We start from the raw sequence: 24,393 nt of genomic DNA, 5'->3' as shown, positions 1-24,393 counted from the left end.
ACAGCGTATTCAAGACATCAGTCGCGACGGCGAGAAGCGAGGCCGGGCGCCCGGGGAGCCCTCGCGGACGACGTCCGGACGGCTGGGGCGGGGAGGGGCCGCCGCGCATACCTCCCCGCCCCGGGCGGTCACGGTGCGGGCAGCTCCACCAGCTCCGCCAGGGCAGCGCGGTGGCGGCCCGGGGCACCGAGCGCACTCTCGTCGCTCTTGGCCCGCTTGAGGAAGAGGTGCACCGGGTGCTCCCAGGTCATACCGGTGCCGCCGTGCAGCTGAAGGCACTCCTCGGCGGCCCGCACCGCGACCGGCGCGCAGTACGCCTGGGCCACCGCGACCGCGACCGGCGCGTCCGGGCTGCCGGTGGCCAGCGCGTCGGCGGCATGGCGGGCCGCGGCGCGGGCGGAAGCGATATCGAGCCAGAGGGCGGCCATCCGGTGTTTGAGCGCCTGGAAGGAGCCGACGGGACGGCCGAACTGGGTGCGGGTGGTGGTGTGCCGGACGGCCGTGGTCAGACACCATTCGGCGAGGCCGAGCTGTTCCGACGCGAGGAGCCCGGCGCCCGCCGTGAGCGCGGCGCGGACCGCCGCGACGGCGCGTTCACCGGTGGCCAGCGGCGTCCCGGCCACGCCGTCGAGGGTGAGCGTGGCGAGCGGGCGGGTCAGGTCGAGCGGGGTGAGCGGGGTCGTGATCACGCCCGTGGCGGGCGCGTCGACCGCGTACAGGGCAGGGCCCTGCGGGCCGTCGGCGGGGACGAGCAGCACCTCGGCCGACGGGGCGTCGGCGACGGAGGTGACCGTGCCGTGGAGGGCGCCGTCCGCATCGGCCCGGACCGGCGGCGCGGTGCGGAACGGCTGGTCGGGGGCGGTGGGCCACGGCACGGCGAGGACGCCGACGGTGCCGGCGGCCAGCCGGGTGAGCAGCGCGGCGACCGGCTCCCGCCCGGTGTCGCAGCCCAGCAGCGCGGTGACCGCGATGACGGCGCTGGTCAGATAGGGCACGCGGGCGACGGAGCGGCCGGTCTCCTCCAGCACGACGGCGGCCTCCCGGGCGCTCGCGCCCGCCCCGCCGAACTCCTCGGGGACCAACAGCCCGGCCGCGCCGATGCCGTTCGCCAGCGCGTCCCACAGACCGGCATCGCAGGCGCGGCCCGATTCGAGGTCGGCGAGGACGGTGGCGGGGCCACTGCGGGCGGCGAGCAGGGCGCGGACGGCGGCACGCAGATCGTCCTCGGTCTCGCCGTAGAGCAGGTCGGATGCGGGCGTGTCGGCGGTCATCGGGGGAGGTCCTTCCACGCGACGTCCTTGTCGGTCCGCGGCTCGGGCGGCAGTCCGAGGACGCGTTCGGCGACGATGTTGAGCAGCACCTCGGAGGTGCCTCCTTCGATGGAGTTCCCCTTGGCGCGCAGATAGCGGTACCCGGCCTCGCGCCCGGTGAAGTCGACGGTCTCGGGGCGGCGCAGCGTCCAGTCGTCGTACGTCAGGCCGTCCTCGGCGAGGAATTCCAGGTCCCAGCCGCTGATCTGCTGGGCGAGGCGGGCGAAGGCCAGTTTCATGCCGCTGCCCTCCGGGCCCGGGGCGCCCTTGGTGAGCTGCTGGCGCAGCCGTTCGCCGGTGAGCCGGGTGACCTCGGCGTCCACCCAGAGCGTGAGCAGCCGCCCATGGAGGTCGTGGGTGCGCAGTTCGGGGCGGGCGCGCCAGTCGGCGGCGGCGATGCCGATCATGCCGCCCTCGCGCGGGGTGGGGGCGCCGCCGATGGCGACCCGCTCGTTCATCAGGGTGGTGCGGGCCACCTCCCAGCCCTGGCCGACCTCGCCGATGCGGTGACTGTCGGGCAGCTGGACGCCGGTGAGGAAGACCTCGTTGAACTCGGCCTCGCCGGTGATCTGCCGCAGCGGCCGGACCTCCACGCCCGGGGCGGTCATATCGCAGACGAAGTACGTCAGGCCCTGGTGCTTGGGGAGCGCCGGGTCGGTGCGGGCCACGAGGATCGCCCAGCGGGCGAGGTGGGCGCTGGACGTCCAGACCTTCTGGCCGTCGATCACCCAGCGGTCGCCGTCGCGGACGGCGCGGGTGGCGAGTGCCGCGAGGTCGGATCCGGCGCCCGGTTCGCTGAACAGCTGGCACCAGACCTCCTCGCCGGTCCACAGCGGCCGCAGGTAGCGGCGTTGCTGAGCGTCGGTGCCGTGGCGCAGCAGGGTGGGCGCGGCCATGCCCAGGCCGATGGAGAGGCGGCCGGGGTCGTTGTCGGGGGCGCCCGCGGCGGCCAGTTCGGCGTCGACGACGGCCTGGAGGGTGCGCGGCGCGTCGAGCCCGCCGAGCCCTTCGGGGAAGTGGACCCAGGCGAGGCCGGCGTCGAAGCGGGCCCGCAGGAAGTCGAGCGGTGCGGTGGTGGCGGGCGGGTGCGCGGCCAGCAGCCGGGCGGTGCGGGCGCGCAGGTCGGCTGTGTCGGTCATCGGCCGTCCTCCGCTCCGGGCACAACGACGAGGCGGCCGGTGGTGGTGCCGTCGGCGACGCGCTGTACGGCGTCGGCGGCGCCTGCCATCGGCACCCGCTCGCCGATCAGCGGGGCGACGGCGCCCTTGGCGGCCAGCTCGGTGAGGGCTTCGTGGCAGGCGTCGACGGCGCGCGGGTCCTTGGTGTGGTACAGCCCCCAGTGGAGGCCGAGGATCGCGTAGTTCTTCACCAGGGCGTGGTTGAGGGCGGCGGTGGGGATCGCGCCGCTGGCGAAGCCGACGACGACGAGGCGGCCCTCGAAGGCGATGCATTTGACGGATTTGGCGTACGCGTCGCCGCCGACCGGGTCGTAGACGACGTCGGCGCCGCGGCCGTCGGTGGCGTCCTTCACGGCGGCGACGATGTCGTCGGCTCGCCGGTCAAGGACGAGGTCGCAGCCCAGGTCACGGGCGGTACGGGCCTTGTCGGCGCCGCCGGTCACGCCGATCACGCGGGCGCCCGCGGCCTTGCCGAGCTGGACGGCGGCGCTGCCGACGCCACCGGCCGCGGCGTGCACCAGCAGGGTCTCCCCCGCCTGGATCCGGGCCCTGCGGTGCAGGCCGAACCAGCCGGTCTGGTAGCCGATGTGGAGGGCGGCGGCACCGGCGTCGTCCAGGGACTCGGGCGCCGGGCGCACGGTCGCGGCATCGACGGCCACCCGTTCGGCGAACCCGCCGTCGGGGAGCGGCGGTTGGGCCAGCACCCGCTGCCCGACCGCACCGCGCGCGCCCTCCCCCACGGCCAGCACCTCGCCGCAGATCTCCACGCCCGGGGTGAACGGCAGCGGCGGCCGCACCTGGTACTGGCCGCGGCAGAGCAGCGCGTCCGGGAAGTTGACGTTCGCGGCCCGCACCCGCAGCAGCAGCTGCCCGGGGCCCGCCTGGGGCTCCGGTACCTCCTCCAGCCGCATCACCTCACGCGGTTCGCCGTTCGCGTGAACGCGCCATGCCTTCACCAGCTGCCTCCCGGGCCGTCGGTACGCGGACGGCGCGCGGACCGTGGGGGCTCCGGCACGCCACGGGCATACTAAGCGGTCGGTATGGCGGAGGGAACCGCTTCCGGAAACCGTCCGGCGGGCACGTCGGGCGCCCCGCGCACCCGCCCGCGGCCCGGCGCGAACGGGCGCGCCGGGCGACGGTTCACCGGACGGGGCGGTGCCGCACCGCGTGGGCACGCAGCGCCGCCCAGCTCCCCGGGTCCTCGAAACCGAGCGCCCACAGCCCCGTGCCACGGATGCCGTAGCTGTCCAGCACGGCCTTGTGCGCCGCGACGCCGCGCGCGTCCTGGTACCAGACCTCGTGGGTGTGGCCGTCGCGCCGGTAGGTGAAGTGCGGGGTGCCGGAGACGGCGTCGAAGCGGTACGCGGCGCCCGTCCGGCGGCGCAGCGCCTCCGCCTCCTGCCAGGTCCGGTGGGTGGCGCGGCCACCGGCGGTCCGGTCCCAGTCCCAGCCGTAGCCGGGGAAGGCGACCTCGATCTTGTGGCGGGGAACGGTGGCGGTGGCATGCCTCAGAAACGCGTCGTACCACTGCCGGGACGAGAGCGGCCCCGCCTCTCCACCGGACCAGTGCAGGTCGTAGCCCATGATCCGGAACCGGTCGGCGACCTTCCCCAACTCCCGGTAGTCGTACGCCGTACCGGAGCCGCCGGTCTGCGGCACGACGGTCACGATGCACTGCTTCCCGAGGGCGTGCAGCCGGGCGCAGAGGTCGGCGGTGAGCACGTTGTACCCGGTGGCGACGCGGGCACGCTCGGCGGCGGTACCGGTGAGGGCCATCTTCTCGTAGTCGAGGTCGATGCCGTCGTACCCGTGGCGCCCCACGGTACGGACCAGCGCCTCGACATGAACGGCACGCCGCCGCGGGTCGTGCATCAGCTCCGCCATGTCCTTCGCGCCGAGCGCTTCGGTGACGGTCGGCACCACCTTGATTCCGGCCCGCCGCAACCCCTGAACGATGTCGCGCCGCCCGGCCCCCGGGTGAGCGGTAACGGCCCTGTCACCGGTCGCCTCGTACCAGAACGGGCTGACGGTGTGCAGCTGATCGGCGTGGCGCAGCGCGTCACGGTAGGCGGCGTCGACGTCACCCCAGTAGGGCAGCCAGGCGGAGGCGGTACGGGGGCTGGTGGCGGTACGGGGTGGATCGGCGCGGGGGTGTGCATTGCGCGGCGCGGGGGCTGACGCCCCGGCGGGTGTGGTGAGGGCGGCGGTGTCGGAGACGGTCATGGCGGGCGCAGCCGTGGCGGCGGAAGCGAACGGTCCGGCCAGCGCGGCGACAGTGAGCAGGAGGGTGGTTCCGGTACGGGCCAGGGACGGTGAGGGACGGTCCATGATCCGAGCCTTGCCCGATGACACGGGAGACGTCCCGCACGGCTCCGCCGAACGGTGCCCGGCGGGGCGGGGGTGGGGCCGTATGAGGTAGGGGGCTGATGGGGGGCCAGGGGGGCGTGACGCGTCGGAAGTCCGCGGGCTCAGGGCGCAGGTATGCAGCAGTGCGGGGCCGCCCCCGGCCACGTCCGCCCCTCCCCCCTCACGTCCGCCCCTCCCGCTCCTGAGCATCCAGAAGGGCCGCCGACGGCGTGGCCCATTGGGCATGGACGACGGGGAAGCCCGCGCGGGCGCTCGCGTCGCAGACGAGGGCGTCGTCGTCGACGAGGTGGCGGACCTTCCGGCCGCGGGCGAGGCGCCGGAGCAGGTCGAGCTTGGCGTGGCGGGCCGGGCGGCGGTCGTCGTTGGCCCGCATCCAGAGCGTGCCCTCGGGCAGGCCGTGGGCGGCGAGCCAGTCGAGGGTGGGGCGGCGGTACTTCTCGGGGCGGCCGGTGAGGTAGGCGATCTCGCAGTCACGGGCGTCGGCCAGGGCCAGGGCGACGCCCTCGGCGAGCGGTGGGTCGTCGGGCGCGGCGGCGAAGAACGCCGCCCAGTCGCACGGGCGTCGGGCGAGGAAGCGCTGGCGGTGCCCGGTGTCGGCGAGGGTGCCGTCCAGGTCGAAGACCGCCAGGGGAGGTCGCGTCATGACGTGCCGTCCTCTCCCCGCGTCCCTGCGGACACGGCGCCGCCCGCCTCCCCGCCCGGCGTGACCTCGATCCGCCCCGCCTCCAGCGCCTGCGCGAAGGAGACGTGATCGTACGCGACGTCGACGCAGGTGGCGGTGGACATCCGGAGGCTGACGTCGGGCTGCGGGGCCGGGCCCTCGCCGTAGGCCGGGCCTTCGCCGGCGAGCGTGACATGGAAGGTGCCCTCGTCGAGGACGATGTCGAGGACGCCGGCACCGGGGGCGCCGGGCGTTCCCGGGTCGTCGGAGAAGTGGGCGGCGAGGCGGGTGAGGAGCGGGACGGCGAACCAGTGGGCGCGTACCGCGTCGGTGGGGCGGGGGTCGCCGAGGGCCGGGGCTCCCCAGTCGGCGAGGGCGGTGAGGACCGGCAGCAGCTCCCGCCCGCGCGGGGCGAGTTCGTAGACGAAGGCGGCGCCCGGTGGGGCGAGGCGGCGGCGGGTGACGAGGCCCTCGCGCTCCATGTCCTTGAGGCGGGAGGCGAGCATGTCGGTGCTGACGCCCGGGAGGTCGGTGTGCAGGTCGGTGTAGCGGCGGGCTCCGCCCAGCAGTTCGCGGACAATGAGGAGCGTCCAGCGGTCGCCGACGGCGTCGAGGGCGCGGGCGACGGCGCAGTACTGGTCATAACTTCGGCGCGGCATGGTTCCAGCATAGACATATGGTTGGACTTTCCAAGCGTGGACTTGGTAAAACCAAGTAGGGTGAGAAAACCGGGAATCCGCCGCGCCGCGCGGCGGACGCTGACCGGTCGGCGACGACGCGCGGGCGGGAGACCGCCCACCGCGCGAGACCGGCCACCGGGCCCGGCGAACGACGAAGGGGAGGCCGCGGTATGCAGTTCAAGCAGTCCAGCAAGATGGCCGACGTCTGCTACGAGATCCGGGGTCCGGTGATCGAGCACGCCGACGCGCTGGAGGAGGCCGGGCACAGCGTGCTGCGGCTGAACACCGGAAACCCCGCGCTGTTCGGCTTCGAGGCGCCCGAGGAAATCCTGCAGGACGTCATCCGCAACCTCTCCCGGGCGCACGGCTACACCGAGTCCCGCGGCATCCTCGCGGCGCGGCGCGCGGTGGCGCAGCACTATCAGGGCCGCGGGCTGCCCGAGGTCGGCGTCGACGACATCTACCTGGGCAACGGCGTCTCCGAACTGATCTCCATGGCCGTCCAGGCGCTGCTCGACGACGGCGACGAAGTCCTCATCCCGGCCCCCGACTTCCCGCTGTGGACGGCGGTGACGACGCTGGCCGGCGGCAAGGCGGTGCACTACCTCTGCGACGAGTCGGCGGACTGGCTGCCGGATCTGGACGACCTCGCGTCGAAGATCACCGACCGGACCCGCGCGCTGGTCATCATCAACCCCAACAACCCCACCGGTGCCGTCTACCCCCGCGAGCTGCTGGAGGGCATGCTCGATCTCGCCCGCCGCCATCAGCTGCTGGTCTTCGCCGACGAGATCTACGACCGGATCCTTTACGACGGCGAGATCCACCACCACGCCGCGGCGCTCGCCCCCGACCTGGTGTGCCTGACCTTCAGCGGACTGTCCAAGGCGTACCGCGTCGCCGGGTTCCGCTCCGGCTGGCTGGTGGTCTCCGGGCCGCAGCAGCACGCCGCCGACTACCTGGAGGGCCTGGGCACCCTCGCCTCCATGCGGCTGTGCCCCAACGCGCCCGCGCAGTACGCCGTCCAGGCGGCGCTGGGCGGCCGCCAGAGCATCGACGAGCTGGTGCTCCCCGGCGGCCGCCTCCGGGAGCAGCGGGACGTGGCATGGGAGCGGCTGAACGAGATCCCGGGCGTCTCCTGCGTCAAGCCCCGGGGCGCGCTGTACGCCTTCCCCCGGCTGGACCCGAAGGTGCACAGGATCCACGACGACGAGAAGTTCGTCCTCGATCTGCTGCTGCGGGAGAAGATCCAGGTCGTCCAGGGCACCGGCTTCAACTGGCCGCGCCCGGACCACTTCCGCATCCTCACCCTCCCGTACGCCGACGACCTGGACGCCGCCATCCGCCGCATCGGCCGCTTCCTCGCCGGTTACCGTCAGTGACCGGCCATCGGGCGGGGCGCCCCGGGTCCGGCGGCACCGCGCCGGACCCGGGGCCACCGCCGCACCGCCTCACCCGGACGGCCGTACCACCCGGGGGTACCCCGTTCCCCCGGCGCGCCGCAGCGCTCCGGCCCGCCGGGTGCCGCCGGCCGCCTCCGGGGTCGCGAAACCCCCTTGAGCACACGCGCCACAGCGGCTTAGGTGGAGGACGGCAGCCCAGCCGCCCCGGAGGGGAGAGGGAAGCGATGCCCGTACGACCCGCGGTCACCGAAGCCGAACTCGAAGCCCATCTGCGCGGAATCTGTTTCAAGACCGGTCCGCCCCGCCGGATCGGCGTCGAGGTCGAGTGGCTGGTCCACGACGCCCGCGCCCCCCGATGTCCCGTCGCACCATCCCGTCTGCGCACCGCCACCAACGCGCTGCGGGAACTCCCCCTCGCATCCCGCCTCACCTTCGAGCCGGGCGGCCAGCTGGAGCTCAGCTCCCCGCCCTCGGCCTCCCTGATGTCCTGCGTCGAGACGGTCGCCGCCGACCTGGCACAGGTCCGGCCCGTCATGCGGGCCCACGGCCTGGGACTCGCCGGTCACGGCCACAACCCCTGGCACGCCCCCAGCCGGGTCCTCGCCGAGCCCCGGTACGACGCGATGGAGGCGTACTTCGACCGCTGGGGCCCGGCCGGGCGCTCCATGATGTGCGCCACCGCGTCGGTGCAGGTCTGCGTCGACGCCGGGCACGAGGAGCCCGGACCGCTGGGCCTGGGCCGCCGCTGGCTGATGGCGCATCTGCTGGGCGCCGTGCTGTCCGCCGCGTTCGCCAACTCCCCCACCAGCGAGGGCTGTCCCACCGGCTACCGCACCACCCGGCAGCTGGTGTGGTCCCGGCTCGACCCGGCGCGCACCCTCGCCCCGCCGCAGGGCGACGACCCGCGCACCGCCTGGGCCCGGTACGTCCTCGACGCCCCGGTGATGTGCATCCGCGGGCCGCACGGCCCCTGGGACGCCCCCGAACACCTCACCTTCCGCGACTGGGTCCGCGGCGGGGCGCCCCGGCCACCGACCCGGGAGGACCTCGACTACCACGTCACCACGCTGTTCCCGCCGGTGCGCCCGCGCGGTCATCTGGAGCTGCGGATGATCGACGCGCAGGCCGGGGAGCGCGGCTGGGTGGTCCCGCTGGCCGTCACCGCCGCGCTCTTCGACGACCCCGAGGCCGCGGAGCGCGCCTACCGCGCGGTCAAGCCTCTCGCGGAGACCGCCGGTGCCCGCCCCGCGCCCCGTAATCCGCTGTGGCGCCGGGCAGCGCGCGCCGCGCTGACCGACCCGGAGCTGCACGCCGCCGCGCTGACCTGCTTCGACGCCGCGCGCGAGGCACTGCCCCGGCTGGGCGCCGCGCCCGAGGTCCTGGACGCAGTCGACGCGTTCACCGCGCGCTATGTCGCCCGTGGCCGCTGCCCCGCCGACGATCACCTGGACGCCCTGGACACAGCGGCCGCCGCGGGTCCGCCCGAGGCCGGTCTCACCTCTGGGAAGGACAGCCCGTGACCCACGATCCCGAGGCGCTGCGGACCCGCGCGGCCACCGCGCTGCTCGCCGCCCGCGACCGCACCCACCTGCTGACCGGCTGCGTCGAGGAGCCCGATCTCCTGGCCCAGCACTCTCCGTTGATGTCGCCGCTGGTGTGGGACCTCGCGCACATCGGCAATCAGGAGGAGCAGTGGCTGCTGCGCACCGTCGGCGGCCGCGACGCCCTCCGCCCGGAGCTGGACTCCGTCTACGACGCGTTCGCGCACCCCCGCGCCAGCCGCCCGACGCTGCCGCTGCTGGGCCCCGCCGAGGCGCACGGCTATGTCGCCGAGGTCCGCGGCCGGGTCCTGGACATCCTGGAGGGCTCCGCGCTGCGCGGCGGCCCGCTGCTCGACGCCGCGTTCGCGTTCGGCATGATCGCCCAGCACGAGCAGCAGCACGACGAGACGATGCTCATCACCCACCAGCTGCGCCGCGGCCCGGCCGCCCTCACGGCGCCGCCGCCCCCGGACACCGTCGACGGCCCGCTGCCCGCCGACGTCCTCGTCCCCGGCGGCCCGTTCACCATGGGCACCTCCACCGAACCGTGGGCGCTGGACAACGAACGGCCCGCACACCACCGCGTCGTGGCGCCGTTCCACCTCGACACCGCGCCCGTCAGCAACGCCGCCTATCTGCGCTTCGTCGAGGACGGCGGCTACGACGAGCCCCGCTGGTGGGCCGCCGAGGGCTGGGCGCAGGTCCGCGAGCACGGCCTGCGCGCCCCGCTGTTCTGGCGGCGCGACGGCGGCGGCTGGGTGCGCCACCGCTTCGGCGTCACCGAGGAGGTACCGCCCGACGAGCCGGTGCTGCACGTCAGTTGGTACGAGGCCGACGCCTACGCGCGCTGGGCGGGGCGGCGGCTGCCCACCGAGGCCGAGTGGGAGAAGGCCGCCCGCCACGATCCGGCGACCGGCCGCTCCCGGCGCTACCCGTGGGGCGACGCGGACCCGGCGCCCACCCACGCCAACCTCGGCCAGCGCCATCTGCGGCCCGCCCCGGTCGGCAGCTATCCCGAGGGCCGTTCGCCGCTGGGCGTGGGGCAGTTGATCGGTGAGGTGTGGGAGTGGACCGCCGACGACTTCCTGCCGTATCCGGGGTTCGCCGCGTTCCCCTACCGGGAGTACTCGGAGGCGTTCTTCGGCGGGGCGTACAAGGTGCTGCGGGGCGGGTCGTTCGCCGTCGACCCGGTGGCGTGCCGGGGCACGTTCCGCAACTGGGACCTGCCGGTGCGGCGGCAGATCTTCGCCGGGTTCCGTACCGCCCGCGACGCCGCCCCGGGGGACGCATGAGGCGCGCCGGGACGTCCGGGCCGTTCCGGGGAGGGTGGTGAGCGATGTGCCGTCATCTCGCCTATCTGGGCCCGCCCGTGCCCGTCCGGCAGATCGTTCTGGATCCGCCGCACGGCCTGTACCGCCAGTCGTGGGCACCCCGCCACCAGCGGCACGGCACGGTCAACGCCGACGGTTTCGGCGTCGGCTGGTACGCGCCGGGCGACCCCGAACCGGCCCGCTACCGCCGCGCCGGACCGATCTGGGCCGACGAATGCCTGCCCGGCATCGCGCGAGTGGTCCGCACCGGCGCGCTGCTGGCCGCGGTCCGCGACGCCACCGCATCGGGCGCCGACGCCGAGGCGGCCGCCGCGCCGTACACCGGCGGCGGGCACCTCTTCAGCCACAACGGCGCGGTCCGCGGCTGGCCGGAGTCGCTGGCGCCGCTCACCGCGTCGCTGCCGCCGGTCGATCTGCTGCGGCTGGGGGCCCGCTGCGACGCCGCGTTCTGCTGGGCCCTCATCCAACGTCGGCTCGCCCGGGGCGACGACATGGGTCAGGCGCTGGCGCACACCGTCGAGGCGGTGGCCGAGGCGGCGCCCGGCTCGCGGCTGACGTTCCTGCTGACCGACGGCACCGCCATCGCCGCCACCACCTGGGGCGACACCCTCTTCCATCTGTCGATCCCGGGCGGCGGCACGGTCGTCGCCTCGGAGCCGTACGACGACTCCCCCCACTGGACCGAGGTGCCCGACAGCACCCTGCTGCGGGCCGCCCGCGGCGGCGTCCACCTCACCCCGCTCAAGGAGCGCACCCCGTGAGCCCCTTCTCCCTCACCCGTACCCTGCCCGCCGACGCCACCGCGGCGGCGCTCCGCGCCGATGTCCGGCGGGGGCTGACCCACAGCCCCAAGGAGCTGCCGCCGAAGTGGTTCTACGACGCCCGCGGCAGCGAACTGTTCGACGAGATCACCCGGCTGCCGGTCTACTACCCGACCCGCGCCGAGCGCGAGATCCTGCTCGCCCGCTCCGGCGCGATCGCCGCGGCGACGGGCGCCCGCACCCTGATCGAGCTGGGCTCCGGCTCGTCGGACAAGACCCGTCACCTCATCGGCGCGCTGGAGAGCCTGCGCACCTACGTACCGGTCGATGTCAGCGCGTCCGCCCTGGAGGCGGCCGGTCGGGCGCTCCTCGCCGACCGTCCCGGGCTGACGGTGCACGCCCTGGTCGCCGACTTCCAGCACGGGCTGACGCTGCCGGACACCCCCGTCCCGCGGCTGCTGGCGTTCCTCGGCGGCACCCTCGGCAATCTGCTGCCCGCCGAACGCGCCGTGTTCCTGCACGAGATGCATGCGCTGCTCGCCCCGGGTGACGCGCTGCTGCTCGGCACGGACCTGGTCAAGGACGAGGCGACGCTGGTCGCGGCGTACGACGATCCGCAGGGCGTCACCGCCGCGTTCAACAAGAACGTCCTGCACGTCATCAACCGCGAACTGGACGCCGACTTCAACCCGGACGACTTCGCGCACCTCGCACGGTGGAACGCCGACGACGCCTGGATCGAGATGCGGCTGCGCGCCCGCCACGCGCAGAGGGTGAAGATCCCGGCGCTCGGCCTGGCGGTGCCGTTCGCCGCCGGTGAGGAGCTGCGCACCGAGGTCTCCGCGAAGTTCCGCGAGGCGGGCGTACGCGCCGAACTCGCCGCAGCCGGTATGGAGTTGACGCACTGGTGGACGGACGCGGCGGGGCGTTTCGCGCTGTCGCTGTCGGTACGCCGCTGACCCGCTCCGGCCCCTTCGCCGCCCACTCCGCCCCGCCGCACGGGTGCCGTGCGGCGGGGCCATGTGGTTCGATACCTCGATCACCTGTACGCACCGGTGGGTCCGGGCGTACGACGGACCAGGGGCAGGGGTGGCGGGGATGGGTCTGGATCGGCGGGGTTTCCTCAAGGGCGCGGCCGCGTTGGCGGGCGCCGGGATGCTGGCGGGCGCCGGGGCGGGCTCCGCGGTGGCCGCGCCCGGCCGCCGCACGGCGACGGTCTCCGCGCAGAACTGGCTGGCGGCGGTCGGCGACGCCACCCCCCTCCAGCGGCTCTCGATCCCCGGCACCCATGACTCGGGCGCCCGGCACGGCGGCCCCTGGGTGGAGTGCCAGAACACCGCGATCGGCGAGCAGTTGGCGAGCGGTATCCGCTTCCTCGACGTCCGCTGCCGCGCCATCGGCGATGTCTTCGCCATCCACCACGGCGCGTTCTACCAGGAGTTGATGTTCGGCGACGTGCTCAACGCCTGCCGGGACTTCCTTGCGGCGCAGCCGTCGGAGACGGTGCTGATGCGGGTGCAGCAGGAGTACTCCGAGGTGGCGGCGGAGGAGTTCCGCCGGATCTTCGACATCTACCTCGACGCCAAGGGCTACCGCCCGTTGTTCCGGCTGGACGGCGGGCTGCCGACGCTGGGCGAGGCGCGCGGCCGGGTCGTGCTGCTGGCGGACGCCGACGGCATGCCGGGCGTGCGCTACGGCGCGCCGGAGCTGTTCGACATCCAGGACGACTACATGGCGGAGCCGATCGGGAAGTTCCCGAAGGTCGAGGCGCAGTTCCGTAAGGCCGTGGCCGAGCCGGGCAAGTTGTTCGTCAACCACGTCAGCACCGCAGCGCTGCTGCCGCCCCGCTCCAACGCGGACCGGCTCAACCCGAAGGTCAAGAGCCTGCTGGAGGGCGAGGGCGCCGGCTGGCAGGGGCTCGGCATCGTACCGATGGACTTCCCCAACGAGACCGGGATGGCCGAGACCCTGATCCGGCACAACGTCGGGGACGCGCTGGCGTAGGAAGCGTGCGGGGGCGGTTCCTCGCGGCTGCCGCACGAAGGGCCGGGCGGAACCGGCCCCGGCCGACGGGCGGTTCGGCTGCCCGTTCGGGCAGGAGGTCTGCCCCGGGGCTCCTACCGTTCCCCGAGCGTGGCCGGTAGGCAGGGGAGAACGCCCCCGTGTCTTTCCGAAAGGCCGCCCATGCGCGCGCAGGAACCCGTCAAGAACCGCGACCAGGACGCCACCCGGGACCGTCCGCGCGCTGCCGTACCCCGGACGCCCGCGGTCGGCCCGGCGGCGGCGATGCACGCGTTGCAGCGCAGCATCGGCAACGCGGCGGCGTCCCGGCTGGTGGACGCCGCCCGGCACACCCGCGGCCCCGGCTGCGGCCACCAGGACGCGGCGCCGGTGCAGCGCACCCTGTCCTACGGGCCGTGGTCGCGGAAGTACCTCCAGGAGAAGGAGTTCATGCCGCTGCTGAACGCCGCGGACCCCGGGTCGCGGGCGCAGGGCATCGAGGCGCCCTTCGACTCCCTCATCGCGAAGGTGGAACAGGCCGGACGGCATGTGACGTTCCGGGAGGCGAAGCCGCCGCGGGGCCGGGCGGCGTTCTCGGTCGAGGAGGGCGAAGGCGTCCTCACCATCGACCCGCCGTCCGCGACCGCGAGCGCCCGGGAGCTGCGGGACTTCGCCACCACGCTGACCCATGAACTCCAGCACGCCGTGGACTTCGTGGAGAAGCGTTTCCCGACCGACAAGGAGGCGAAGTACGACGGGGACAGTGCGACGCAGCGGAAGACGGGGCAGATCGCCGCGGAGCTGCGGGCCTTCGGGGTGGAGGCGGCCGCCGCCGCGAAGCTGGCCATCGGCGACACCTACGAGGCGTCCGAGAAGCCGTTCAGCAAGCTGGCGAAGGGCCTGCCGTCCTCGTCGATCTCGCCGGAACAGCAGTCCCTGGTAGTGGAGTTCCAGCACCTCGCGTCGTACGACGCGGCCGGCGGGGACCTTCTGGCAGCCTTCCGGAGAGAAGGCGTGGAGAACAGCCGCATCCTGGACCGGCTCGCCGCCTACCTCCTCCAGTACGGGCTGATGCCCGAGCCCGGCCACGCACAGGCCCTCGCCTGGCTGCGGCAGAACCCGAAGGTGGTCGAGCGCGGCCTCGCGGAGGGCGCGCGCCTCTTCCACCGGCGCAGGCCCGAGCTGAAGAAGTAACGACGCGCCGGACCCCGCAAGGCCCGGCGCTCCCGCGTCACTTCCCGCCGCGCGGCTCCACCGCCTTCAGGACGGACGGCAGCGGATACCAGTCGGCGGTGGTGAAACTGGCGTGCGCCCCGGCGAGCTGCCGGACCCGGGCCAGCGCGTCGCCCTCGGACGGGCGGGTCCCGTCGATCGCCGGGACCACCTTGTGGGCGTCCGTCATGATCAGCAGATAGTGGCGGGTGTCGTACCAGGCGGTGTCGATGCCGTCGGCGAGGTACTTCGAGGCGTCGCCGTCGAACATCACGAACCACGGGCGCAGCGATGCGTCCGCGTACCGGCTGCGGGGGTCACCGGCGGCCGCGCCGTGCACCGCGGGGAAGGCCATGGCCTGCGACGCCTTGCCCTTGGCGGCGAGGTCCTTGAGGTGGCGGGCGTATTCGACGTCCGTCCAGAGCTTGTCGAGGGGGTTGTTCTCCTCGACGGTGCCGGGGATCAGCTCGAAGAGGAACTTCCCCTTGAGCGCGTCCCGTTCGGGCCAGCCTCCAGCGCGTACCGCCTCGTCGGGGGTGGTGTGTCCGGCGGCGAGGTCGCCGGGGCCGTAGACCGCGTCGCCCAGCTTCCCGCGGACCAGGGCGTCGAAGGCGGCGGGGCCGCGGCCACCCTTGTTGTTGAAGCCGTCCTTCATCTCGACCTTGATGAGCACCGGCCGGTGGCCGGGGTGCGCGTCGTGCCAGGCGCGCATATCGGCGAGGCAGCCGCCGAAGTCCTGGTCGCGGCCCTTGGTGCGCAGGTCGGCCGGGGTGGTGGCGCCCTCGCAGTTGCTGTTGTTGCCGAGCGGGTTGCTGTGCGAGACGCGCCAGGAGCGGCCGAGACCGTTGGTCCAGACGTCCAGCTCGACGAGGGACGCACCGGAGTCCAACGCGTCCGCGAGATACGGGTACTTGTCCTTCTCGTAGGCGTTGTGGACGCCGACGGAGGTGCTGGTGGCGTAGGTCGCCGGGGCCGTCTCCGCGCCCGCGGTGGCCGCCACCGTGATCATCCCGGCCGCCGCCACGGCCACCGCTCCGACGCCCCACACCTTTTTCATCCGTCCCGCTCTTCCGTCTCGATCCGCGACCGCGCACCGCGCCGCCGTCCGCCGGTCGCTCACCCGGCCGAATGGGCAGCAGAGTACGGGAGTTGACGCCGGGCGGTGGCGGAGAACGGCAGGTCGGGCACGTTCGGGCGGCGGCCGTGGCAGGCTGCACGGGCCGTGGCCGCAGGGGCCCGGCCGGCCAGGGGAGGAACCATGTCCGAGCGGACCACGCGAGGCGGATTGCCGGTCGCCGCGGTCGTGCTGACCGGGATCGTCGCGCTGTACATGGCGCTCGTCGCGTTCGGCAACATCACGGATTTCGGCACCAACCAGGAGTTCGTCCGTCATGTCCTGGCGATGGACACGACGTTCCGGGACGAAGACCTGATGTGGCGGGCGGTGACCTCCCGCACGGTGCAGGACGGCGCATACATAGCGATCATCGTCTGGGAGACGACGGCCGCGGCGCTGCTGGCCACGGGAACGGTGTGGTGGGCGCTGCGGCTGCGGCGGGACACCCCCGGGCGGGCACGGACGGTGGCGGTGGCCGGGTTGCTGATGGTGCTGGTGCTGTTCGGCGCCGGTTTCCTCGCGGTGGGCGGCGAGTGGTTCGCCATGTGGCAGTCGAAGCAGTGGAACGGGCTGGACGCCGCGACCCGCAACGTCACGGTCGCGGGCCTGGCCCTGCTGGTGGTGCAGGGGGCGGGGCGGCGGGCGGATGGCTGACAGCCGCCCCCCGGGAATGCAGGACCCCTACGGGCCCGGCGCCCCGGACGGCAGCCGGGCGCCCTCGGGCGCCCACCCCTCACCACCCGATCCGATACCCCGTCAGCCAGTCCGAGCCGCCATCGCCCTCCGCACGGCGACGCTGGGCGTCCTCCCGTTCCCGGTTGCCCTCGGCCGTGCCCACCCGTCCGGCCAGCCCGGCGCTGGCGGCGACCACCTTCTCGACGCGCTCGCGCCGTGCCGCCTCGAACGCGGCGTAGGCGGTGGGCGCGTCGGCGTGGTCGCGCAGCGCGCGGGCGAGCACCACGCCGTCCTCGATGGCCATGGAGGCGCCCTGCGCGGCGTTGGGCGCGGCAGCGTGGGCCGCGTCGCCCAGGACGACGAGCGGGCCGCGGTGCCAGCGCGGGGTGCGGGCGATGTCGTAGGAGCCGGAGGCGACGACGGTGTCCCCGGCGGCCCGGACCAGGGCGGCGGCGGGCGTGGCGTCGTCCGCGAAGAGTGCGGCGAGCCGGACGCGCCACTCGGCGGCGGTCGGCGCGGAGCCGCCCCTGGGCAGCTCCGCGCCGGGAACGTTGGCGAACCACCACACCTCGCCGCCGGGCGCCCGGGTGCAGCCGAGGAAGCCCCGCGATCCGGCGATCATGGTGTAGGTGTCGGGCGCCAACGGGACGTCGTCGGCGCGGGCGTAACCGCAGACCGTGTTCTGCCCGGTGTGGCGCGGACGCGGGGCGTCCGGGTCGATGAGGGTGCGGGTCACCGAGTGCAGCCCGTCCGCGCCGATGAGGACGTCGCCCTCGGCGGTGGTGCCGTCGGCGAAGGCGGCCGCCACCCGGTCACCGTGCGGGCCGGGCACGGTATCGGCACCGGTCAGCCGCTTGCCGTGGTGGACGGGGATACCGCGGCGGACCGCCTCGTCGTGCAGGACCCGGTAGAGGGTGGCCCGGCGCAGGGTGCGCGGGCCGAGGGCGGCGCCGTCGCCGCCGGAGATCGGGCGTTCGCCGCGCACCGCGCCGTCCGCACCGATCAGGGCGACCCGCCGGGCCGGGAAGGAGTGTGCGACGACGGGCCCGTGCGCGTCGATCACCCGGAGCGCCTCCAAGCCGTTGGTGAAGACGACGAGGAACGCACCCACGTCATCGGCACCGGTCGGATACGCCTCGAAGATCTCCGCCGCGATGCCCGCCTTGTGCAGCGCCAGCGCGGTCACCGTGCCCGCGATGCCGCCGCCGACGATCAGAGCCTTCCTCGCCATACGCTCCCCTGTTCCGTCACCGGCCGCGGGCCGGCGGAGGCGGCGTGGCCCGGCGCCGCGCCGTGTGCCCCCGGCCCGGGGCCCGGCGGCCCCGTCAACGTACCCGCCGCTCCCCCGCACCCGCCGGGGAACGCCGCGGCCGGTCACGGGCCCGTCGGCGGGGCACGGGCAAGGTCCACGCCCCTGGCGCGCGGTCCCCGGACGGGCACCCCCTCATGTGCGGTGGCCGACGGGACGCCGGTGCACGTCACCACGGCGGGCCGCAGGTTTAGGGGTACCCCGCCCGGGTCAGCGACTGCATGATTGTGCAGTGGTTTCCCCGCCGCTCCGAGGCGGGACGAGGAGGGTCGACAGGGCATGGCGGACGGAGCCGAGCCGGGCACGGTGCGCAGCGGAACACCGGACGGAGGCGGTCCGGGGGCCGCCGGGGACGCGCCGGAGGCCGCGCCGCTCCCGCCTCCGTGCCCGCCGGGACCCGCCCCGCAGAGCCCGTGGCGCAATCACTTCCTGACCCTGCTCGACCGGCTCCCCGCCCCGGTCGCGGTGTGCCGGGCGGACGGCGGGGTGCTGATCGCCAACCCTGCGATGGCCGCCGAGTGGGGCGTCGCCCCCGGACGGCTGTGCGGCCGTAACCTGCTGGACCTCTTCCGGCCGCGTGACACGGCCCAGTTGGACCGGCTGACGGAGGCGCTGCGACTGGGCCGCCGTTCCCGGTACCCGGTGGCGGTGGGCTGGCGGGGGGCGGACGGCGGGGCGCGGCAGGGCGAGCTGTCCCTCGACCCGGTGGGCGATCCGTCGGCGCGGCCCCCGGCGCTGCTGGCGCTGCTGAAGGTGCGGGAGTCGGCGCCGCCGCCCGCGCCGCGCGGCCAGGTCAGCCCGGTGGAGGGCCGCATCCTGGCGCTGGCCGCGGGCGGCGCCACCACCGCGGCGATCGGTTCGGCGCTGGGGCTGACCGTGGACGGCGTCAACTACCACCTCTCCCGGCTGGCGCGCCGCTGGCGGGTCCAGGGCCGTACCGCGCTGGTGGCCCGCGCCTACGTCCTGGGCGTCCTGGAGCCGGGCAGCTGGCCGCCGCGCGCCGCCTGACCGGACGTCGCGGCACCCGGTGCCCGGCCGTCCGTGCGGACGGACGTACGGATAACCTCAAGGGGTGGAGGAGAAGCAGCAGCCCGCGTTCGAGCGGGGCACGGACGGCCCGAAGGTCATCGTCGTCGGCGTCGACGGCTCGGACTCGTCGTGGCGGGCCGCCGCCTACGCCGCCGGGCTGGCCCGCCGCCAGGGCGCGAAGCTGGCGCTGGTCCACATCCAGCCGGTGCTGCCCGCCGGGGCGGCGATGGGCGCGCCGGTCGTCGACGCCACCCATGAGGTGGCCGAGGAACTGATGGCGGAGATCCGCCGGTCGACGGAGCGGCTGCAGGGCCTGTACCACATGCGCTGGGAGTTCCACACGCTGCGCGGTGACCCGTACTCCGGGATGGTGCAGATGGCCGACGAACTGCGGGCGGACGCCGTGGTCGTGGGCGCGTCGGAGTCGGCCGGGCACCGCATCATGGGCTCGGTGGCGGTCCGGCTGGTCAAGGCCGGGCGCTGGCCCGTGACGGTCGTCCCGTAGGGCCGGTCGTCACACTCCCGTCCACCCCGCACCGACAGGCCCTACGGCCGATACCGCTCCGGGCGGGTCAACTCCGCTGGTGGGCCCGGGGGCGCTGAGGCACGGTGAGAGGTGCACGGGCGGAGCGCCGCCCCGGCCAGGGAGACCACCGTGACCGACCACACCTACCGTGTGACAGAGATCGTGGGCACGTCCCACGAGAGCGTCGACGCCGCGATCCGCAACGGCGTACGGCGTGCCTCGCAGACCCTGCGCCACCTCGACTGGTTCGAGGTGGCCCAGGTGCGCGGCAACCTCGCCGACGGCGAGATCGAGCACTACCAGGTCTGCCTCAAGGTCGGCTTCCGGTTGGACGACGCGGGCTGACGCCCGTCGCGGCATGCCCCGGTGAACTCCCCGCCCGGCCGGCGTGAACCCCCGGGGAGAGACCTTCCCCGCCGGCCGTCGAGGGTCCATCATGAGCCGCCGTCAGGCTACGACGGAGGGTACGGAGGTCACCAATGGGGCTGCGCCCGGGACACGGAGTACTGCGCCGCAAACCGATCGAGCACATCGAGGAGGCGGAGGGCGGATCGGCCCAGCAGCTGACGCGGGTGCTGGGCCTGTGGCAACTGACCGCGATCGGCGTCGGCGGCATCATCGGCGCCGGAATCTTCACCCTGGCCGGTACGGTCGCCAACGGCAAGGCCGGGCCCGCCGTGCTGATCTCCTTCCTGATCGCGGGCCTCGCGAGCGCCGCGGCGGCGTTCTCGTACGCGGAGTTCGCCGGTCTGATCCCGAAGGCCGGATCGGCGTACACGTACGGCTACGCGGTCCTCGGTGAGCTGGCGGGCTGGTTCATCGGCTGGGACCTGCTGCTGGAGTACACCGCGATCGTGGCGGTGGTCGCCATCGGCATCTCCGGCTACTTCAGCTTTCTGGTGGGCGCGATGGGGGCGAAGCTGCCGGACTGGATGCTGGGCGCGCCCGGCACCGGACCGGGCCACCGGGTGGACCTCTTCGCGGCGGTCCTCTGCCTGCTGATCGCGTATCTGCTGACGCTGGGCATCAAGAACGCGGCCCGCTTCGAGATGATCGTGGTGGGGTTGAAGGTGCTGGTGGTGATCGGCGTCATCGCGGTCGGCTTCTTCCACATCAGAACCGCGAACTACCACCCGTTCTTCCCGTTCGGCGTGAGCGGCGCGTTCACCGGCGCGGCCACCGTTTTCTTCGCCGTCTTCGGCTACGACGCGATGAGCACGGCGGCCGAGGAGTCGAAGGACGCACAGCGCCACATGCCGAAGGCGATCATCTACTCGCTGGCCATCTCGATGGTGCTGTACGTCCTGGCGTGCCTGGTGCTGACGGGCATGCAGAACTACAAGGACATCGACCCGGAGAGCGGCTTCTCGTCGGCGTTCAAGTCGGTGGGGCTCAGCAGCGTCGCGGACGTCATCGCGGTCGGCGCGATCATCGGCATCCTCACGGTGATGTTCACCTTCATGCTGGGCGTGACCCGGGTGTGGTTCTCGATGAGCCGGGACGGGCTGCTGCCGAAGTGGTTCGCCAAGACCCATCCGACGCGGCACGTCCCGACCCGGGTGACCTGGATCGTCGGGGCGGCGTCGGCGGCCATCGCCGGATTCCTGCCGATCGGCGAGGCGGCGGAGCTGACCAACATCGGCATCCTGCTGGCGTTCGCGGTCGTCTGCATCGCGGTGATCGTGCTGCGCTACAAACACCCGGAACTCCCCCGGACGTTCCGCACCCCGGGCATGCCGGTGGTGCCCGCGCTCGGCGTGGTCTTCTCGCTCTGGCTGATCACGTTCCTGGAGTGGCAGACCTGGGTGCGGTTCGTGGTGTGGTTCCTGGTCGGCCTGGGCGTGTACTTCGGCTACTCCTACCGGCGCTCGGAGGTCGGGAAGGCCGAGCGGCGGGAGGCGGGTGACGGGACGTCCTGACGACGCACGGGCGGCGGGCCCCGGGGAGCGTCCCGGGGCCCGCCGCCTTTCCACGTCGCGGCTCAGAACACGTCGTGGCTCAGAAGACGAACGGACCCGGGTCCTGGGCCCCGGTGGCCTTGCAGGTGGCGGTGATGCCGAAGACGACGACCTTGAGGGAGGTGGCTTCGAGGCTGTCGCCGGAGGCGACGGTGCCGGTGAGCGGGCCGGTGCTGACGGCGCTGCCGGAGGGGATCGCGGGGTTGGAGCTGCCGCTGAAGGTGGCGGTGCCGGAGCCGTTCTTGGTGAGGGTGAGGGTGGATGTGACGGAGTTCGCGGCCACGTCGATGGGGGCGGTGACGGCCGAGGTGGAGACGCTGATGGTCGCGGCCGTGCCGTCCTGGGTGGCGGTGAGGGTGGCGGTGCCCTTGCCGTAGGTGCCGCAGTCGAAGCCGAGGGTGGCGGTGTCGGGGTTCACCGCACCGGCGGCCGGTGCCATGGCGAGGGTGCCGGCGAGTGCCGCGCCGACGGCGAGTGCGCTGCCGATGCCGAGCTTGCCGTGTCTCATCTGGGGTCCGCCTTCGTGTGGGGGGTACGCGATGGGGGTGGGTCGGGGCACCGGCCGTCGTGGTGCGGGCGGCGGGCGTCCGCGCGGGGCCGCGGCGCGGTCCCGTGCCGACACACGGATCTGACGCATGTTCAGCAACCTGAATGCGGAGCCCATTGAGGCACGGCCCCGCGCAGAGAACAAGGCCATGCCACGGAATTTCTTGACGTGTCATCGTCAAGGCATCGGGCGGCGGCCGGACCACTCCGCCCTCTTGACGGGCACCGGACCGCCCCCAAGAATGAGCCCGCCCTGACAACGTTGTCGGCCCGCTTTGCCGCGTCGGCCCCGGTGCCCGCCGTGCCGGGTGACCCGGTGCCCCGCCACGCCCGGTGGGCCGCGCGGCGCTCACTCCCGGAGGTCCACCCATGCCATGGCCCCGTCGCTCCCGGCTGCGTACCGCCGGTGCGGTGCTGGCGGCCGCGCTCGTCGGGGGCGCTCTCACGGCCCCCGCCGCGCAGGCCGCGCCCCCGTCCGGCCGCCTCACCGACCTGGTCAACCCGTTCATCGGCAGCCGCAACGACGGCAACACCTACCCGGGCGCCGCCGTGCCGTTCGGCATGGTGCAGCTCTCCCCCGACACCGGCCACACCACCGGCTACGACTACGACGACGACCACATCCGCGGGTTCAGCGCCGTGCACATCTCCGGTGTGGGCTGCGGTCTCGGCGGCGATCTGCCGACGCTGCCGACCACCGGCGACGTCACCGAGACCGACTACGCGAAGTACGCCGCCGCCTACCGCCACGGCGACGAGTCGGCCCGCCCCGGCTCGTACCGCGTCGAGCTGACGTCGTACGGCGGTATCGGCGCCGAGCTGACCGCCACCGCGCACACCGGGCGGCAGCGGTACGTCTTCCCGGCGACGGGCAAGGCCAATGTGCTGCTCAACGCGGGGCAGGCGCTGCACAAGGTGGTGTCCAGCCGCGTCGAGGTGCTGGACTCGCGCACCGTGCGCACCGCCGTCACCGGCCGCGGCTTCTGCCAGGACACCCTGCCGTACACGGTGTACACGCTCACCCGCTTCAACCGCCCCTTCGCCTCCTACGGGACGTGGCAGGGCGACACGGTGACGGCCGGTGCGAAGGGGTCGACGGCGGCGGGGCGGCACGGCGCGTACGTCCGCTTCGACACCCGGAAGGGCCGCACCGTCGAGGCGACCACCGCGATCAGCTATGTGGACGCGGCGGGCGCGGCGCGCAACCTCCGGGCGGAGGGCGGCACGTCCTTCGACCACGCGCGGGCCGCGGCCGACGCGGCGTGGGAGCGGCGGCTCGGGCAGGTGCGGGCCTGGGGCGGCGACCCGACGCTACGGCGGACGTTCTACTCGTCGCTGTACCGCTCGTTCCTCGCGCCCAACACCGGTACCGATGTGGACCGCCGCTACCGGGGCTGGGACCAGCGCATCCACCGGGCGCGCGGGTTCACGTACTACCAGAACTGGTCGCTGTGGGACACCTACCGCACCCAGGCGCAACTGCTGGCGCTGCTCGCGCCGCGGGAGTCGCGGGACATGGCGCTGTCGGTGCTGCGCGTCGGCAAGGAGAGCGGCTGGCTGCCCAAGTGGGGCTACGGCACGGTCGAGACGAACATCATGACCGGCGACCCGGTCACGCCGTTCCTGACCAACGCCTACCGGCAGGGGCTGCTCGCCGGGCACGAGGAGGAGGCGTACGCGGCGCTGAAGCGGAACGCCGACGGGGTGCCCCCGGCCGATTCGCCCGCGGTGGGCCGGGAGGGCAACACCCAGTACCTCAAGGACGGTTTCGTCCCGTTCCTCAAGGGCCGTCCGCACACCAAGCCCGGGGACTCCGACTTCGACCACGGTGGGTCGGCGACGCTCGAATACGCGCTGGCCGACGCGGCGTTGGCGCAGATGGCGCGCGATCTGGGGCATGGCGCGGACGCCGACCGGTACGCGGCCCGGGCGCAGAGCTATCGCACGGTCTTCGACGCCTCGACCGGCTTCTTCCGGGCGCGGGACGGGAAGGGCGCGTTCACCGGGCCCGCCGATCCGGCGAAGAGCGAGGGGTTCCACGAAGGCACGGCCTGGCAGTACCAGTGGCTGGTGCCGCAGGACCTGCCCGGGATGATCTCCCTCATCGGCGGCAGGAAGAAGGCCACCGAGCGGCTGGACTCCTTCTTCGCCTACGACACGCTGCTGAGGGACCCGGAGAAGACGGCGCGCGAGGTGTGGGTCAACGGCCCGTACGACTACTACAACGCGGACAAGTACAACCCGCAGAACGAGCCGGATCTCATCGCGCCGTACACATATCTGTCGACCGGTCAGCCGTGGAAGACGACGGATGTGGTGCATGCGGCGCTGACGCTGTTCACGGACACGCCGACCGGGATGACCGGCAACGACGATCTGGGGACGATGTCGGCGTGGATGGTGCTGTCGTCGATCGGGGTGTTCCCCGTGCAGCCCGGCACCGACACCTGGGGGCTGAGCACCCCGGTCTTCGACCGCGTCGACCTGCGGCTGGATCGCCGCTTCCACCCGGCGGGCGGCTTCACCGTGACGGCGCCCGGTACGTCGGCGAAGGACCGCTACGTCCAGTCGGTACGGCTCGACGGCGCCGGGCGGCAGCGGACGTATGTGACCACCGGCGAGCTGCGCGGGGCGCGGGAGCTGGCGTTCACCGTGGGCGGTTCGCCGTCCGGGTGGGGCACCGGGGCGGCGGACGCGCCGCCGCCGATGAACGCGGCGGCCGGGCGGCCGGGCCGCGCGGGCTGACACCGGCGCGGCGTCCGGGGCGGGCGGCGGCGGGCCGCGCCGC

22 protein-coding genes are annotated in these 24,393 nt (G+C 74.0%); 13 read left to right on the top strand and 9 right to left on the bottom strand.

Features of this window, described 5'->3' with window-relative positions; genetic code table 11:
• Window positions 1–128 precede the first annotated feature (128 nt).
• From OG422_RS27135 to OG422_RS27110, 6 genes are all read right to left on the bottom strand, one after another.
• Window positions 129–1,271 carry an acyl-CoA dehydrogenase family protein gene (locus OG422_RS27135; RefSeq protein ID WP_405746613.1) on the bottom strand — a complete coding sequence of 381 codons (1,143 nt, stop codon included), beginning with the start codon at window positions 1,269–1,271 and terminating at the stop codon, window positions 129–131.
• Window positions 1,268–2,449 (bottom strand): acyl-CoA dehydrogenase family protein, encoded by a 1,182-nt coding sequence (locus OG422_RS27130; protein WP_405746611.1) that lies wholly within the window; start codon window positions 2,447–2,449, stop codon window positions 1,268–1,270. Before OG422_RS27130 ends, OG422_RS27135 begins: the two co-directional genes overlap by 4 nt.
• Window positions 2,446–3,444 carry an NADPH:quinone oxidoreductase family protein gene (locus OG422_RS27125; RefSeq protein WP_143944066.1) on the bottom strand — a complete coding sequence of 333 codons (999 nt, stop codon included), beginning with the start codon at window positions 3,442–3,444 and terminating at the stop codon, window positions 2,446–2,448. Before OG422_RS27125 ends, OG422_RS27130 begins: the two co-directional genes overlap by 4 nt.
• A 184-nt stretch (window positions 3,445–3,628) precedes the next feature.
• Window positions 3,629–4,816, bottom strand: a complete 1,188-nt coding sequence (locus tag OG422_RS27120; protein ID WP_405746607.1) for a glycosyl hydrolase family 18 protein — start codon at window positions 4,814–4,816, stop codon at window positions 3,629–3,631.
• A gap of 199 nt (window positions 4,817–5,015) precedes the next feature.
• On the bottom strand, window positions 5,016–5,498 hold the full coding sequence (locus OG422_RS27115; RefSeq protein ID WP_405746604.1) for a hypothetical protein: 483 nt from the start codon (window positions 5,496–5,498) through the stop codon (window positions 5,016–5,018).
• Entirely contained in the window at window positions 5,495–6,175 is a 681-nt protein-coding gene (locus tag OG422_RS27110; RefSeq protein WP_143942171.1) for a helix-turn-helix domain-containing protein, read from the bottom strand. The genes OG422_RS27115 and OG422_RS27110 overlap by 4 nt, the downstream gene beginning before the upstream one ends.
• 191 nt (window positions 6,176–6,366) lie before the next feature.
• Between OG422_RS27110 and OG422_RS27105 the strand changes: the two genes are divergently transcribed.
• The 7 genes from OG422_RS27105 to OG422_RS27075 all read left to right on the top strand — a co-directional run bounded on the left by OG422_RS27105 (window position 6,367) and on the right by OG422_RS27075 (window position 14,427).
• Window positions 6,367–7,578 carry a pyridoxal phosphate-dependent aminotransferase gene (locus OG422_RS27105; protein ID WP_405746599.1) on the top strand — a complete coding sequence of 404 codons (1,212 nt, stop codon included), beginning with the start codon at window positions 6,367–6,369 and terminating at the stop codon, window positions 7,576–7,578.
• A 245-nt stretch (window positions 7,579–7,823) separates the two neighbouring features.
• The gene (gene egtA / locus OG422_RS27100) at window positions 7,824–9,119 is read left to right on the top strand and encodes an ergothioneine biosynthesis glutamate--cysteine ligase EgtA (RefSeq protein ID WP_405746596.1); all 1,296 of its coding nucleotides are present in this window, start codon (window positions 7,824–7,826) and stop codon (window positions 9,117–9,119) included.
• Complete coding sequence (gene egtB, locus OG422_RS27095) at window positions 9,116–10,432, top strand: ergothioneine biosynthesis protein EgtB (protein ID WP_405746594.1); 1,317 nt, start codon at window positions 9,116–9,118, stop codon at window positions 10,430–10,432. Before egtA ends, egtB begins: the two co-directional genes overlap by 4 nt.
• Before the next feature lie 44 nt (window positions 10,433–10,476).
• Window positions 10,477–11,232 (top strand): ergothioneine biosynthesis protein EgtC, encoded by a 756-nt coding sequence (gene egtC, locus OG422_RS27090; RefSeq protein WP_405746591.1) that lies wholly within the window; start codon window positions 10,477–10,479, stop codon window positions 11,230–11,232.
• Window positions 11,229–12,191 carry an L-histidine N(alpha)-methyltransferase gene (egtD, locus tag OG422_RS27085; RefSeq protein ID WP_405746588.1) on the top strand — a complete coding sequence of 321 codons (963 nt, stop codon included), beginning with the start codon at window positions 11,229–11,231 and terminating at the stop codon, window positions 12,189–12,191. The genes egtC and egtD overlap by 4 nt, the downstream gene beginning before the upstream one ends.
• 139 nt (window positions 12,192–12,330) lie before the next feature.
• Entirely contained in the window at window positions 12,331–13,236 is a 906-nt protein-coding gene (locus tag OG422_RS27080; protein ID WP_405746586.1) for a phosphatidylinositol-specific phospholipase C, read from the top strand.
• Between the two features lie 180 nt (window positions 13,237–13,416).
• Window positions 13,417–14,427 carry a hypothetical protein gene (locus OG422_RS27075; RefSeq protein ID WP_143942165.1) on the top strand — a complete coding sequence of 337 codons (1,011 nt, stop codon included), beginning with the start codon at window positions 13,417–13,419 and terminating at the stop codon, window positions 14,425–14,427.
• A gap of 37 nt (window positions 14,428–14,464) precedes the next feature.
• Here the strand turns inward: OG422_RS27075 and OG422_RS27070 are convergent, their stop codons facing one another.
• Entirely contained in the window at window positions 14,465–15,502 is a 1,038-nt protein-coding gene (locus tag OG422_RS27070; protein WP_405746583.1) for a phosphatidylinositol-specific phospholipase C domain-containing protein, read from the bottom strand.
• 201 nt (window positions 15,503–15,703) lie between these two features.
• On the opposite strand from OG422_RS27070, the gene OG422_RS27065 reads away from it, so the two are divergent.
• Window positions 15,704–16,216 carry a DUF2165 domain-containing protein gene (locus tag OG422_RS27065; RefSeq protein WP_405746581.1) on the top strand — a complete coding sequence of 171 codons (513 nt, stop codon included), beginning with the start codon at window positions 15,704–15,706 and terminating at the stop codon, window positions 16,214–16,216.
• Window positions 16,217–16,295: 79 nt separating this feature from the next.
• On the opposite strand, the gene OG422_RS27060 is transcribed toward OG422_RS27065, so the two are convergent.
• Window positions 16,296–17,468 (bottom strand): FAD-dependent monooxygenase, encoded by a 1,173-nt coding sequence (locus OG422_RS27060; RefSeq protein WP_405746578.1) that lies wholly within the window; start codon window positions 17,466–17,468, stop codon window positions 16,296–16,298.
• A gap of 357 nt (window positions 17,469–17,825) precedes the next feature.
• On the opposite strand from OG422_RS27060, the gene OG422_RS27055 reads away from it, so the two are divergent.
• From OG422_RS27055 to OG422_RS27040, 4 genes are all read left to right on the top strand, one after another.
• Window positions 17,826–18,554, top strand: a complete 729-nt coding sequence (locus tag OG422_RS27055) for a PAS domain-containing protein (protein WP_405746575.1) — start codon at window positions 17,826–17,828, stop codon at window positions 18,552–18,554.
• Between the two features lie 64 nt (window positions 18,555–18,618).
• Window positions 18,619–19,080: a universal stress protein gene (locus OG422_RS27050; protein ID WP_143942160.1), complete on the top strand. Its 462-nt coding sequence runs from the start codon at window positions 18,619–18,621 to the stop codon at window positions 19,078–19,080.
• Between the two features lie 150 nt (window positions 19,081–19,230).
• Window positions 19,231–19,446: a dodecin gene (locus tag OG422_RS27045; protein ID WP_143942159.1), complete on the top strand. Its 216-nt coding sequence runs from the start codon at window positions 19,231–19,233 to the stop codon at window positions 19,444–19,446.
• Window positions 19,447–19,580: 134 nt separating this feature from the next.
• Window positions 19,581–21,020, top strand: a complete 1,440-nt coding sequence (locus OG422_RS27040; protein WP_405746572.1) for an amino acid permease — start codon at window positions 19,581–19,583, stop codon at window positions 21,018–21,020.
• 79 nt (window positions 21,021–21,099) lie between these two features.
• On the opposite strand, the gene OG422_RS27035 is transcribed toward OG422_RS27040, so the two are convergent.
• Entirely contained in the window at window positions 21,100–21,567 is a 468-nt protein-coding gene (locus OG422_RS27035) for a hypothetical protein (RefSeq protein WP_405746569.1), read from the bottom strand.
• Window positions 21,568–21,974: 407 nt separating this feature from the next.
• Here OG422_RS27035 and OG422_RS27030 point away from each other — a divergent pair, with 407 nt between their 5' ends.
• Window positions 21,975–24,350 (top strand): GH92 family glycosyl hydrolase, encoded by a 2,376-nt coding sequence (locus tag OG422_RS27030; RefSeq protein ID WP_405746566.1) that lies wholly within the window; start codon window positions 21,975–21,977, stop codon window positions 24,348–24,350.
• The last annotated feature ends 43 nt before the right edge of the window (window positions 24,351–24,393 follow it).

Source organism: Streptomyces sp. NBC_01525, from assembly GCF_045040405.1.
Taxonomy (GTDB): domain Bacteria; phylum Actinomycetota; class Actinomycetes; order Streptomycetales; family Streptomycetaceae; genus Streptomyces; species Streptomyces benahoarensis.
This window is presented reverse-complemented; position numbering and strand designations above follow the sequence as displayed.